Raw genomic sequence first — 13875 nt, 5'->3', positions numbered from 1 at the left:
AGCCGCGTTGTATACCGCATTTGTAGGCCGAGAAAGGCGTCGCCGCCTTCCGGCGAATTTCGCAATTCTCGATAAAAAATGAAATTATCACTCAAAGCCCTAGTCATTGACTGGGGCTTTTTTGTTTGGCGATAGCTTGTATTTTAATGATGTAAGAATACAGTTAAAGATCAATCGGCTTCGAACTAGCTGTGTTGTAGGGAAGCGCAACTGAGAAAGTGTGTGGTATTTTGGGGCTGTTGTTATGGGGGGCTGGAGTTGTGTGTCTGGTGTTGTGCGGAGTTGGGTTCTATTCGGTTTACAAAATAGGGTAGTTAAAGGTGCCGCCGAGAGATGCAGAGGCGTAGATATGTTTTTGTGGCGCTCCAATCCTCTTTTTTGGGGCGTCTTAATAGATTTACCAACTAATTTTACCCATAATGTCTGTATTTAGGCATATGGGTATATATGCCAATGACATATATTAAAATGTTATGTTTATCCATTAATGTTTGAGTGCTATGTTAAATAATAAACCTAAAATTCCATTTGGATTAGTTGTTTGGAAATGCATCGAAAGCAGCATATTCATATTTCTAGTAATTCTGATTATGAATAACGAATGGGTGAGTGAGTTTTTTTGGTCACTTGACGCTCCTGAAATGTTCGGACTGGTTTTATTAATCTCAGCTGGTCTGATTGGTGTGTTGGTTGGGTATTTTATTCTATCTGAAAAAATTAAAAGAAAAATATGGTTTCAATATTTCGACAGTATGGAAATCTATGAAAGCTCTAAGTAAACATAACCAAACGCTAAAACACCGTTCCGGCCTGCGGCCTCCACTGGACGCCCAAAGCTCCGCTTGTTTGTGCATTTGCTTCGCAAATTGTTGCACAAACCAGCTCCACTTTGTGCGCCGTTTAGCTATGCGTTATGAGCTACCAGCTAGGTATCGCCAAGGTCAATTTCAAGGCCTAAATTGGAATTGTATTTCTAAGTGCTATGGAATGGCTATCTCCCTTTGATTTCCACTTTCATTTCATTTAGAAAAGTAATAGGCTAAAGCCATTTACAACGTGCTTTCGTAGCCCTTGGTTGGCAGTTTTAATCCGGTTTAACTAAATTGTAAAAACACACAAATTAGTTAAACCTCGTTGGTACTAGTCATCAAGTGTGTGCCTATTGGGTAAATAGTCTACAGGTTCGTATTATTTTATTGGCTTTTGAGCAACGCTGCTTTAAGTAAGGTCAAAAGCATCTATGGGTTACTAATCAATTTGGTTGGTATTAAAAAATAAGGTGTTGCAGGTGCAGTTAGTGGTCTCTCATAACAAAACGCTAAAACACCGTTTCGGCCTGCGGCCTCCACTGGACGCCCAAAGCTCCGCTTGTTTGTGCATTTTCTTCGCAAATTGTTGCACAAACCAGCTCCACTTTGTGCGCCGTTTAGCTCTGCGTTAGAAGAGATCTAGCCTAGGAAACAGACTTTTATGAGCTTCAGACCGGGAACAGTTTCAAAAATTCTTTGGCACTTCACTGGAGGTCCGCAATGGGACTCTAAGAAAAATAAGCAACTAAAAAAGTTAAAGCCGGCGGCGCAAGGTTACAATGCCCTCAAAGCCATTCTTGACTCAAAGGAGCTAAGGGTCGGTAATTATCAAGAGATTGTTAAAGTTATTGTTCCCGAAAAGCGTAGTTATAATCTAGATACAAAGAAGGTCGAAATACGAAAAAATGTGCCAGTAACAGTAAAATCTAAGCCTGTTTGTTGTGTTGCGGATATTCCGCTTCAACATCTAGCCTACCATTCGAATAGGTACGGTAAAATTGCAATAGGATTTCACCGAGATTCAATTGTTAAGGCGGGTTTTAATCCAGTTCTTTATACACTAGAGGATACCTCGTTACTTAATGCAATATATCAAGGTTACTACTCAGTTGATGATGTCTTAACGGATGAAGCTGAAAGTGAAGTTGATAGTCTGCAGGGACAGATTGATGGCATTATTGAAGAGCATGAACTAGATGAATACATTGACGCGTCTGACATATTAAGCGCGTTGAGCTTTATAGAGTCAGGTCACTCTAAAATAGAAAGCAGCTTTGAAACATTCATGGCATACATTAAAACATTTGACACCTCAGAGTTTGATTCTATTTATTGTGAAAGAGAGTGGCGGTCAACCTGCAACTTTAAGTTTAAGCCTGAAGACATTGCTATGATAATAGTCCCTAAAAAACAGGGTAATACCAATTTCTACAAGAAATTCCTGAAGGAAATGAATTTACCAAGAGATTTGGTTGTTGCTTGCTGGGAGGACTTGATCGAACACTGATTCTTCTAACAATCGGCTGCACGCAGACGCCCAAACCTACGCTGCTTTTGTGGGTTCCGCTGCGCTACACGTTACCACAAAAGCCTCTCCGGTTTGGGCGCTGGTGAGCCGGACGTTAGAAGCCAAAAGAGATATGAATGAAATTTTAGAGTTAGAAGTTTATTTAGATGAAATCTTATTTAAGATAAATGGTCTAGCACTGAACTATGTGGCTGATATTAAGCTCTTTTTAGTTAAAGATATCAGCCTGAACAACGGGGGAGATATTGTTAGATCTGCTGTCGACTCCAGTGTGAAAGTTGGACAAATTTACGAGTCAAATAACAAGGAGGTTCTCGATGCTATTAAAAGAGCGCTCACATATGAGGGTACAGAAAGTTCTCACCCAAATATGGAATTCGTAGGAACTGAACACCATAAATATCTTATGGGTTTATTGCTCGAAAAAATGGGGGTATGTTTACGCAAAGCTAGTAATGTTCAGAGTTTTACATTCCAGCGCGGACATCCATTTTACCCAATATACTGGGATTTTTCCTATATTTTAAAGTTTAGAGACTCTATATATGTTCTTGTGGGCTCCAGCTCAGATTAAAGCTCCTAACAATTCGCTCAAAGACAACAATTAGAGACAGGCATGAGTTAAGGGGGATATTAGCTACTGCCTGTTTTTTATTCCTGTTAGTTTGATTTATATTTTTGTTGGAAAGTGAAATGTCCAATACCCCTAAATACCGGCGATTTTTAATCGCTTTCACAAATTTTAATCGAGCGAAATTCTTGAATTGGGCGGTAACAATTAGAGACAGGCATGAGTTAAGGGGGATATTAGCTACTGCCTGTTTTTTTATTGTGGTTATTTGATTTTTATCTTGATTGGAAAGTGAAATGTCCAATACCCCAAAATATTGGCATTTTATATCGTTTTCGCAAATTTTAGGCGAACAATTAGAGACAGGCAGTAGTTAAGGAAATCTTCACTATTGCCGGTTTTCATATTCTTATGAGTTTGGCTTAAGTATTTGTTGAAGTGTGAAATGTCCAATACCCCAAAATATCGGCATTTTTAATCGTTTTCACAAATTTTAGGCGAGCGAAATTATTGAAGTGGGTGTTTTACGCTAACGCTGAGTTATACAAACAAACTTCTAGCCAAACTGATACCCGGTGGCTTTTTATAACCAAGATTTTCAGCTGCTAACCGAATAGCATTTTCGGAACCTGCAAAAGTCGAAATCCGTTTTTCAAATTGAGTAGTTAAAATTAGCCATTCAGCAGGCGCTATGCCTAGCAGTGTAAGAATTGGCGGTAGGTGCTGGCTAATGTTACCGCGTTTATCCGATCGCACCGCACGCCCAGTCCAATCTACTAGTTCTAAATAATCGTTTAATTTAAATGGTAGGCCGTCGCGCATTGTTTGGCGTGGGTTGCCCACAAAAGGGTAGAGGGTTTTGGGTTGGTTTTGGTTGTAAGCTATTTGGTCTACACGAAGTTTAATAGAAGTGTGTACGGAGTTTTCTGGCGTATCGGCCATTTTGGCTCGCACTGGATTTAAGTCTACGTATGCCATGCACGCGGCAAGTGCTTTTTCATCTAACAGTGCTTGCGAGCTAAAGCGCGATTCCCAAAAACTGCCAGTGCAGTGGTCTTCTGCGTTTGCCATGCGGGCAATGGGTTCATTTAGGGCGCGCATAAACCAGCTAATATCAAATAGCTGTTCGCGCCACAGCTCAGTTTTTATGGCTACTGCGTCTAGCTCTACGTCTGTTAAATTTTCGTTTTTCTCGTACTTTTGGGTAAGTAGTGTGCCTTTATATATGCGGTGCCATCTGGCGCATACTTCTTTAGCGGTAAGTGCTAGCGCTTTTGGTTGGTTGATATGAAGTACAAGGTGCAAGTGATTAGACATTACCGCATAGGCGCAAACATCTAAGCAAAAGACTTCGGCTAGTAGGTGAATTCTATCTTCCACCCATTGGCGGCGGTGTTCGTAGTCTGTGTTTGTAAGGGCATCGTAACCACACAAAAAAGCACGGCGCACGCAGCGTGAGGTGCAGTGATAATAAGGTGTGGCGTCTAACGAAACCTGCATTTTTCTGGGTTTGGGCATATCTAACCTCCTGTTGGATATACAGTGTTTTATACAGGCGTGCTGGGCTGGTGTCAATTGATATGCTGATTGGCTTGAATTTGTTTTAACTGGTTATAATGGCAAGCTTAGGCCGCACACATTCAGCGATGGCTTCATACCAATTACAGTGGTGCAGCGTTACTCGCATTTCTACTAAGCTGTGGCCAAGTCTCTTGGTCCAATAACTCGTACACCTTTCATTCGCATGATAATGTTGCTATTCGCTATGTAGGAGTGAATTAAATGGCTAGTTTATTACCTCCCGTTATTGCTAACTATGCAGGCAAGCCTCGTTGCGTAGGCGTGGAAGTAGAGTTTGCAGGTGTTCCACCTCAGGATGTATTGGCTGCTATTACGTCGCTCTATGGTGGGGAAATAGAAGAAGCCCATATGTTTGAGTATAGGGTTACAGGTACATCGCTTGGTAGCTTTAAGTTGGAGTTAGACTCGTCGCAATTGCAAGCGTTAGGCGAGGCTTTAAGCCGTAGTGAGCGTGAACCCATTAATGAAACCATCGAAGCTTTTGGGTTGCCGCTTTTATCTAAAGCTGCAGAAGCGTTTGTGCCGTGGGAGGTGGTAACCGATCCTATAGAGATCAATAATTTAACTAAGCTATTACCTTTAATATCTTCCATGCAGCAGGCGGGGGCATTAGGCACGCGCCATGCGGTACACTTCGCTTTTGGCTTGCATTTGAACCCCGATGTGCCAGATTTAAGTGCCGAGACTATTCTGCAGTATTTACGAGCATATTTTTGCTTGTATGATTGGATAAAAGCGAAAGAGGATATTAACTGGACAAGAACGTTATCGCCTTATATTCGGCATTTTAAAAATGATTATATTCGACACATACTTGCGCCAAGTTATAAGCCTACAATCGAGCTGTTAATAGACGATTATTTAGCGTTTAATCCAACACGAAATCGCAGCCTAGATATGCTGCCGTTGTTTGCGTTTATAGATGAAAATAGGGTGCGCAATAAAGTCTCTGATGATCGTATTAAACCGCGCCCGACATTTCATTATCGTTTGCCAAATTGTGATATAGACAACCCAAATTGGAATATCGATTACCCATGGTCGCTATGGTTGCAGGTGGAAAAGCTGGCCTGTAATACGCTTATGTTGAATCAACTTTGTGAAAAATATTCGGTTAACTTAGATCGCTTAACCGCAAGCATAGATGGCCAGTGGTTAGAAACGTTAAATGCATTTATGAAAAGTGGTGAAAACACATGACGCGCCCCTTGATAGCCGTAACCGGGCCAAGTAAGAAATTGAAGGTTGGCTGGTGGGCAACCCAATTTATATTGCGGTTATGTGGTGCGCGTAGCTGTTATCTTTCGCCGGCGCAACCAAAATTACTGCAAGCGGTTGATGGTGTAGTGATAGGTGGTGGTGACGATATAGACCCAGAACACTATGGTGAAAGTGGGGATGCAGGGGCAACCTATGATGCTGCGCGAGACAGTCTAGAAATAGCAATGATTAAAGCCGCTTTGCAAGCGGGGGTTCCTCTTCTGGGAATATGCCGTGGTGCGCAATTAATTAATGTGGTGTTAAAAGGAAGCTTATTTCAAGATATTCGACCCCTTCGAAGAAAAACGCCTAATAAAAATAGTGCGTTTGTTATCAAAAAAGCCTATTTGCAACCGAGTAGTCAAGTAGCCGCTATTTTAGGAAAGGACGTAATTGGTGTTAATAGTTTGCATAGTCAGGCGGTTAATAAGCTTTCAAGTGAGCTACAAGTAGCAGCGGTGGATGGAGATGACTTTGTTCAAGCATTTGAACATCAAACTAAGCCATTTATAATTGGCGTGCAATGGCATCCAGAATATTTACCTTATAGCTCTTGCCAGCGCAAACTGTTTCATGCGTTAGTTGCGGCGGTGGGCAATCAGAGTAAAAAGCTTCTGCCTGAACACTACAATCAATACCACATAAAGTAAGGCGCTGTTTTGGTTGTAGAAAAATGTGGTTATCTTTACTCTAAAATTGGTACAAAAATAGATATAAAATATTATGCTTAGTTATTGGCTGTTGTTTGGTAGCGCCTTTATTGCCGCCACTATTTTCCCTTTTTACTCCGAAATATTGCTCGTTACCCTGCTGGCAGATGGCAAGAATGTCGCCTTGTTGTGGTTGTTTGCTACTGCTGGCAATTCATTGGGGGCAGTGGTTAATTGGCTGTTGGGCAAGTATCTTTTGCGTTTTCAAACTAAGCGTTGGTTTCCTTTTAAGCTAGATCAGTTGGCGCGCTACCAGGCGTGGTTTCAAAAATATGGTGTGTGGAGTTTGTTGCTTGCTTGGATGCCGTTGGGTGGTGATGCGCTTACTTTTATTGCGGGTATGATGCGGGTTAACTTTTGGGTGTTTTTTCTGTTAACGGCTATTGGAAAGGGGCTTCGATACGCTGTTGTTATACTTCTTACTTTGGGTGTAATTCATTTTTAGCACAGCACTTAATTTTGTAATTATGGGTAAGTTATTACTGCGCTCGTTGCTAGGCTAACTTGCTTTTTTAAGGTTGGCGTACCTATTAATTGTTACAATTTTATTGTGCTGGCTAGTTAAGCCGCTTTCGTGTGGCTAAAAAATACGTTTAATCCTCTCTGTTATGTTCTATAAGTCAACTTGGCATGTAGTTCCTTTTTTAATTCTCTTACTCATTAAGTTGGCACTCTCTTCATTTGGTTGTACGCTTCAATGTGCTATACACTGTATCGCCACCTCTCTTGTATACATGGTTTGGTATTTCGCCCACTATAAGTTTTGGGCTTTATTGCTGTAACTGTTGTTGCTAAAGGGCAGTGTGGACAGCTAGTTACCATATTAATAATAAACATTTGTAAATCATGTTTGCGGGCCAGCTGTGTGCGATAGTCTTTATTTCAATGCATTGCTGCGATCCGTATCGACTTTTAGTTTTATTTAATTAATTTACTAAAATATCCTACGGGAGCTTTCTTATGTTACGGAAATTAAATTTTATTTTAGCGCCGCTTGGTATGGTGTTAGGCGTTAACACCTATGCGGATGTGTCGTGCGCTGTTTCTGGCAGCGTGTGGAACAATGGCTATGTAGCTAATGTTGCAGTTACTAACGCGGGTGAATCTCTGCAAGAGGGTTGGAGTGTTGCTTTGTTGTTCGATAACACTCCAACTATAAACAATAGTTGGAGTGCGGAGCTTGCTGTAGACGGTAATGTGCTAACCGCGAGTAATGTGGCTTGGAACGCTAATTTGGCAGCGGGGCAATCTGCTCATTTTGGTTTTGTTGGCTCATATTCAGGTGAGTTTGAATTGCCTGAATGTTTCGTTGGCGCACTAGATGATGACACTGCACTCGAAGATTATTTAAAACAGGGCGTGCATAATCATTTAAATTTACGCATTGCAAATTCGGCGTCTGGTTCATCTAGCTCTTCGAGCTCTTCCGGTGCGTCCAGTTCTTCCAGTTCATCCAGTGCTTCTAGCGCATCGAGTACATCTTCTGGTTCGCCCGTGGCCGAGCCCGATACTCAGCCTGATGATATTACCAATACCCAAGAAGATGGCGTGGATGAGGCGGATATAATTGAATCCGACGGTAACCACTTCTTTGTGGTGCGTTCTTCTTTATATTTTACCGGCACTAGCTCATCAACCTCTGGCTCTAGTTCTAGTTCGGCTTCATCTAGCGGTTCAGGTGGGTATGGCGATTACACACAGGGAGTGTTGATTGAAGCCTACAGTAAAGATTCAGCAGCCGGAACAACTCAACATGTGGGGCAGGTGACGTTGCCCTATGAAGAAAATTATCTTCACGTTTCTGGTGCTTACTTTCGCAAAACACCGCAAGGCAATAGATTAGCTATTGTAAGTAACACCAGAGAATCACAGCCTTATTATTGGAGCTATGGGTATGGTTATTACCCCTATTATCAAATTTCTAATAAGGTAGCTATTTCTGTTGCTAATATTGATACCCCTGAATTAATGGACGAGGCAGAGCGAATTACTTTTGATGGTGATTTAGTATCGAGCAGACGTATTGGTAGCAAATTATATATTGCCAGCCGTTATAGCCCGAACCTAAATCGTTTAGGGTTTGATTTTTCTAGCAGCGCGAGCAATGAGGAAAATGCACAGCGTTTAGATGAAGCGCCCCTTGCGGATTTATTGCCACATGTTTACGACGAAAATGGCGTAGGTACGCCTTTGGTTACTGCTGCTGACTGCACCGTACCGGAGTGGCCAGAAAGCGTGGATGTATATGCCGGGTCACTGTTGGTTATTACTCAAATTGACTTGGATAATAACTTAGCAATTAGCTCGCGTTGTTTACCTGCTTCGGCAACAGAAATATACAGTTCTGCGGATGCAATTTATGCTTTCTCCAATGCATTTTATGCTGGGGTAAAAGTGCATAAATTCACATTAAAAAATGATGCCCAAGAAAGTGAAATTAGCTATAAGGGTAGTGTTAAGTTGCCGGGTTTTATAGCTTGCAGTAATCAATCTTATTGCTTTGGCGAGCAAGACGGGGCATTGCGCGTTTTGTATAGAGTGTCCAATTACAGTGATGCTACTCCCTATCGTATTGCGGTAATTAAGCAATCGCCAAGCTCTGCAGAAGGTTTAGACATTATAGCTACCTTGCCAAATGCTGAACGCCCAGCCTCTATTGGTAAGCCGGGCGAGATTGTTTATGCCATGCGTAGTTTTGGTGATCACGCTTACGTCGTTACTTTCGATAGAATTGACCCGTTATATGCTATTGATTTCTCTAACCCAGCAGACCCTTACATTGCCGGTGAGCTTGAGGTTACTGGTGTGTCTGATTACTTACATCCAGTGGGGGAGAATTTATTGTTGGGCGTGGGCCGAGATGCAATATTCGACGAAGCGCGCAATTTAACTTGGTTTCAGGGTGTTAAAGTGGAGCTGTTTGATGTGAGTGACCCTACAAACCTGCGCAGCTTAGGCAGTGAAGTAATAGGTAAGCGCGAGTCGTCAACGACACTTAGTTTTGATGCCCGTGGTATTGCATTTAGCCATGATGAAAACGGTATTCGTTTTGCTATTCCTGTGAAAATGCATGATAAGCCAATTGGACCGGCAAATACCGATGCGTTAAACCAATATTATAGTTGGACCCATACGGGGTTGTATGTTTACCAAATAGAAACGCAGCCAAACACCGATGCTAGTTTGTCTCGCTTAGGTATACTAAAAACTGATATCGGCGAGGCCAGTGTGCGCTATGATCGTGGCGTAATTGATGGTGATGCTGTTTACTATTTGCATAATTACCACATGTTTTCGAGCTTAATCAATTATTTGGCGCAATAGTTTTGTAGCTTAGGCGCTACTCGGCCCTAGGCACTTAGGCCGAAATAGGTAAAAGCTTTCGTTTAATGCATATGCTCTATGGCTAATTATTTTTGCATATACGTAAGTGTTAAATAGCAGGTGGAGTAAAATTATTTTACGCCACCTGCTTTATTCCCTTATGTAAAACCTTTTTATTTTAATTCTTCGTATTTAAAAGCTTCCCGTTGGGTACGCATTGGTTGTTCCAGTATTAAATTGGTTATTTGCGCCACCTTGCCACACCACGCCGTTTGAGGGGGTTTGTTCGTCACGTTTTAGGCACTTCCACTCTACGTCTGTATTTTGGGTAAGCTCAATCGTGCCTGTCCACGTTGGGTAAGCGCTCGCGTCTAATTTAACTGCGTGTGCGGGGTTCCAATTTCCAAGCTCTTCTTGGTTGCCAATCACATACACACTTTGCCCCCAATAGGTGCTACCGTTAGAGCAAGAAAATGTGGTTTCAACTTTTTCTGTTGGGCAGTTTGTGCAGCAATCTGTACCGTCACAGTCTTCAACAATAGCGCCTACATGAATTGCGGCACCGTTGCGGTAGTAAGCGGTGATTACTGCGTTGCCATTGTTATCTACATCTATAATATTGCCAGAACAACTTTTATTAGACGCGTTGTAGTTACCCGAAATAATGTCGCAATAACGGCCAGCGGGCATCCCTGTTTGAAATGTACGGGTTAAATTGTTGCCTTCCATATTTATAACTACAAACCCTTTGCCGCCTCGGCCCCAAGCTATTTGATTGTTGCCGTTATCCCAATAGTTGGTTACGCGAAATTCGTCTGCAGTGAAATTGCGAAAAGCAACCATATTGGCGATAGCTGGCGTGCGGTGTTCACATAACCAGCCGCTGTTACAGCTGCTAGCACCGTGGGCGGGAGGGCCTTGGTCGTGATCGTACCACTCATAACTAGACATTACTTTAGGGTACCCATAGGGCCAGCCCAGCATAAATACGTGCGCCATAGTATTGCGGTTATCACCATCTTTATGGGTAATGGTGTTGTTTGTATCCTGGCGCTGGTTATCGTGGTTGGCAACAAAGGTTACGGCGTCTGCACTTGCAACCCAACCGCCCCAAGTACCAATATTTTTTAACTCTTTAATTGGTCCGCGCCCTTTAAAAAAATGGCTAACCGATTTGGTAAAGTTAAACTCTGTTACGTCTGCTAAGTAGGTATATTCTGATGGTTGGATGGGCTCGCCCGGCGCACCTATCACTTCTTGGAATATATACGGGTTGCCAATAAGTTTTGCTTTAATTGCAGCAATGTCACCCACGGGGATATGTTTCGCAGCATCAAAGCGGAAGCCAGCTACGCCAAGGTTAGTTAAGTCGTTTAAGTAATTGGCTATTTTTGTGCGTACATAGTCTTGTTCTGTTGCTAAATCGTTTAGCCCTACCAAGTCACAGTTTTGTACCTGCCAGCGGTTACCGTAATCAATTTGGCCGTAGCACGTGTGAAAATGCTCTGCGTAGTAAGGCACTTCTGGGTAATAGCGCCCGCCGGCAGCCATATGATTAATTACGGCATCTACGTATATATCCACCCCAGCATTTTTACACCGGCTTACCATGCTGGCGAATTCGTTGCGATTGCCAGAACGGCCCTCTATGGCATAGCTAACAGGTTGGTAACGACTCCACCATTGGCTGCTACTAACCGATTTTTGGGGTGGGGATACCTGCACTGCCGCATAGCCTTTTGGCCCCAGTACATTTTCGCACTCGCTAGCAATATCGTTCCACTGCCATTCGAACAAATGAACGAACGCGGTTCGCGGTTGAGCATGCGAACAGATACTAAAAAGTGCTGCCGCAAAAATGAATAGTTGCGTGAGTTTTCTCATTATTTAATCCTTTCAATTTTGATTGTTGTAGTTATTTCAAATTGATAGATATCAAACTGCATTGAAATGGTGTGAAGGTTTAACTCTCCAGTTTTTCTTCGGTAAAAAAATTGCTACTTAGCAGGTTTGCATCTGCTGGCTTAGGTCCGCAGTTAGTGCTTATCAGTGTTCTTAATAGATTTAAAAATATGTAAATTTCACTGCCGTGCGTCAGCCTAGGTTTAGCGTATGCTTTAAATTATTTTTATTGCAGTGTGTTTTACTGGGTTTATCTATTTTTCATTTGTTATTGTTGTTGGTGTTTATCTTAATCCTGATGGGCGCAAGCAAGCCAAATGAATACGTATGCGGTGCGGTTTTTTACACGGAAAAGGAAAGGGATATGATATTTCGTCGCACGAATCAACTAGATGGATGTTGAGTGTTAGATAGAGGAAAACGCAATTATTACGAGGTTATTTTCATAGGTGGAACGTATTTTTTACTGTTGATACAACGTATTACGGCTGCCTTGCTTTAATGCGGTTTTTAATTTATGCCTCGTAGGCGTTATTCGGCCAGTTTTTAAAACTGCGCTAGGTATAATTGTCGCTTTATACCTCTATTCAACTTGCGCTTTCTAAGCGCATAATTGTTCGTGAATTGTTGCTGGTAACTATAATCAAACTGATTATTACTTAGGGGTGCGATATGAACACCGAAGACGCTAGTCGTTTTGAAGAGTTAGTGCGTTCGCCTATTCGCAGCGAAGAGCGCGAGAGTGCAATAAAGCAGTGGCATACATACAAAGCTGGCAAACAAATGGCGTTTGTTCAGCGTGGCAATGCGGGTGAAGGTGGCGCCAATAATGGTAAGGTTGGTTTGTGGAGTAAGGGCGATTACGTTCGCTCATTAACTGTGCCAGCTATAGATTTATGCGATGCAACGTTTGAGGATGTGTGCTTAGGATATGTAGATATGCGGGGCGCGAAGATGGACCGCGTTCGGTTTACCCAAAACTACCTTACTTGGTCTGCAATGAAGGGGGCGCAATTAGAATGCGCTAGCCTATGTGATGCAGATTTACCCCATATACGGTTGTTAGACGCAAATTTAATGGGCGTAAACCTGAGTGGTGCTAATTTGCAGGGGGCGGATTTTTCTCGAGCGAACTTGGCCGGGGTTAACCTAAAGGGCGCTGATTTGCGTGGTGCTATATTAGAGTATGCAAATATGGTGGGCGCCAATGTAGAAGGCGCAAAGCTGGATGGCGCACATGTATATGGTGTTTCTGCGTGGGATTTACGCGGCCAGCCGGCTTCGTCAACCGACTTAATAGTAACCCCTCAGCACACACCTAGTATTACTACCGATAATATTCGCGTAGCGCAGTTTATTTACCTGCTAGTAAACAACCCAGAAATTCGCGATGTGCTAGATACGGTTACACGTAAGGTTGTTTTGCTACTGGGGCGATTTAAGCCCGAGCGCAAAGCGGTGCTAGATGCACTAAAAGTAGAGCTTCGCAGCCGCAATCTTGTGCCAGTCATTTTTGATTTCGACCAAGCTGAAGCCCGAGACATTACAGAAACTATTACCCTGCTTGCTAGAATATCTAGGTTTGTAATTGCAGATCTAACAGAGCCCTCAAGTATCCCTCAAGAGCTGCAAGCTATTGCGCCCGATGTAGCAGTGCCCATTCGGCTAATTATTCAAGAGCCGCACGCGCCTTATGCCATGGCAAAAGATTTAAAAAAATACCCCTGGGTGATAAAACCCTTCAAATACACTGATATTCACCATCTATTGGCACAGCTAGATGTCGACATAATACATGTTGCAAATGCTGTTGCCGAAAGTATTAATCAAATGCGTGCAGAGGATGATTGGTAGGCTTGTGTGGATAGTTTCCATATACATCACTTGTCTCTATTTCGTTACTTTAGGTAAGCCCTCCGCTTGGGCGCACACTTCAATTCTTGTTCGTCTATCCATTTAATTACAAATTAAACATACCGCTATTGCTTACTTTTATGTTGTTAACGCAATATTACTTGCACGCGCATGTTTACTTGTATGCAGCTCTTGCATAAAATGGTCATAAATACCATATGGTGTGTTAATACTATTTATTGGGCCTGCTGCAAGCCCGTAAATACCGCATATAGGGCCGTTAGCGCTATAACGATTAACACGTTGTACATATTGGGGAAATAAATAAAACCATCT

10 protein-coding genes are annotated in these 13875 nt (G+C 42.4%); 8 read left to right on the top strand and 2 right to left on the bottom strand.

Annotated elements, in window-relative coordinates:
- Positions 1 to 590 precede the first annotated feature (590 nt).
- The 3 genes from SDE_RS15395 to SDE_RS15385 all read left to right on the top strand — a co-directional run bounded on the left by SDE_RS15395 (position 591) and on the right by SDE_RS15385 (position 2911).
- The gene (locus SDE_RS15395) at positions 591 to 779 is read left to right on the top strand and encodes a hypothetical protein (RefSeq protein ID WP_041324766.1); all 189 of its coding nucleotides are present in this window, start codon (positions 591 to 593) and stop codon (positions 777 to 779) included.
- Between the two features lie 691 nt (positions 780 to 1470).
- The gene (locus tag SDE_RS15390) at positions 1471 to 2316 is read left to right on the top strand and encodes an abortive infection system antitoxin AbiGi family protein (protein WP_011469418.1); all 846 of its coding nucleotides are present in this window, start codon (positions 1471 to 1473) and stop codon (positions 2314 to 2316) included.
- Positions 2317 to 2365: 49 nt separating this feature from the next.
- On the top strand, positions 2366 to 2911 hold the full coding sequence (locus SDE_RS15385) for a hypothetical protein (RefSeq protein ID WP_011469417.1): 546 nt from the start codon (positions 2366 to 2368) through the stop codon (positions 2909 to 2911).
- Positions 2912 to 3448: 537 nt separating this feature from the next.
- Here SDE_RS15385 and SDE_RS15380 read toward each other — a convergent pair.
- The gene (locus SDE_RS15380; protein ID WP_011469416.1) at positions 3449 to 4426 is read right to left on the bottom strand and encodes a transposase; all 978 of its coding nucleotides are present in this window, start codon (positions 4424 to 4426) and stop codon (positions 3449 to 3451) included.
- A gap of 264 nt (positions 4427 to 4690) precedes the next feature.
- Here SDE_RS15380 and SDE_RS15375 point away from each other — a divergent pair, with 264 nt between their 5' ends.
- From SDE_RS15375 to SDE_RS15360, 4 genes are all read left to right on the top strand, one after another.
- Positions 4691 to 5689, top strand: coding sequence for an amidoligase family protein (locus SDE_RS15375; RefSeq protein WP_011469415.1), 999 nt, complete (start codon positions 4691 to 4693; stop codon positions 5687 to 5689).
- A complete protein-coding gene (locus SDE_RS15370; protein ID WP_011469414.1) occupies positions 5686 to 6399 on the top strand; it encodes a gamma-glutamyl-gamma-aminobutyrate hydrolase in 714 nt (237 codons plus the stop codon). Before SDE_RS15375 ends, SDE_RS15370 begins: the two co-directional genes overlap by 4 nt.
- A 73-nt stretch (positions 6400 to 6472) precedes the next feature.
- Positions 6473 to 6904 carry a YqaA family protein gene (locus SDE_RS15365; protein ID WP_011469413.1) on the top strand — a complete coding sequence of 144 codons (432 nt, stop codon included), beginning with the start codon at positions 6473 to 6475 and terminating at the stop codon, positions 6902 to 6904.
- 515 nt (positions 6905 to 7419) lie between these two features.
- Entirely contained in the window at positions 7420 to 9783 is a 2364-nt protein-coding gene (locus SDE_RS15360; RefSeq protein WP_011469412.1) for a beta-propeller domain-containing protein, read from the top strand.
- Positions 9784 to 9975: 192 nt separating this feature from the next.
- Here SDE_RS15360 and SDE_RS15355 read toward each other — a convergent pair whose 3' ends face one another.
- Positions 9976 to 11667, bottom strand: coding sequence for a carbohydrate-binding module family 20 domain-containing protein (locus SDE_RS15355; protein ID WP_011469411.1), 1692 nt, complete (start codon positions 11665 to 11667; stop codon positions 9976 to 9978).
- Positions 11668 to 12357: 690 nt separating this feature from the next.
- On the opposite strand from SDE_RS15355, the gene SDE_RS15350 reads away from it, so the two are divergent.
- Complete coding sequence (locus SDE_RS15350) at positions 12358 to 13539, top strand: pentapeptide repeat-containing protein (protein ID WP_011469410.1); 1182 nt, start codon at positions 12358 to 12360, stop codon at positions 13537 to 13539.
- The last annotated feature ends 336 nt before the right edge of the window (positions 13540 to 13875 follow it).

The organism is Saccharophagus degradans 2-40, from assembly GCF_000013665.1.
Classification (GTDB): domain Bacteria; phylum Pseudomonadota; class Gammaproteobacteria; order Pseudomonadales; family Cellvibrionaceae; genus Saccharophagus; species Saccharophagus degradans.
The sequence above is the reverse complement of the archived record's forward strand: the minus strand, read 5'-3'. Positions and strand labels throughout refer to the sequence as shown.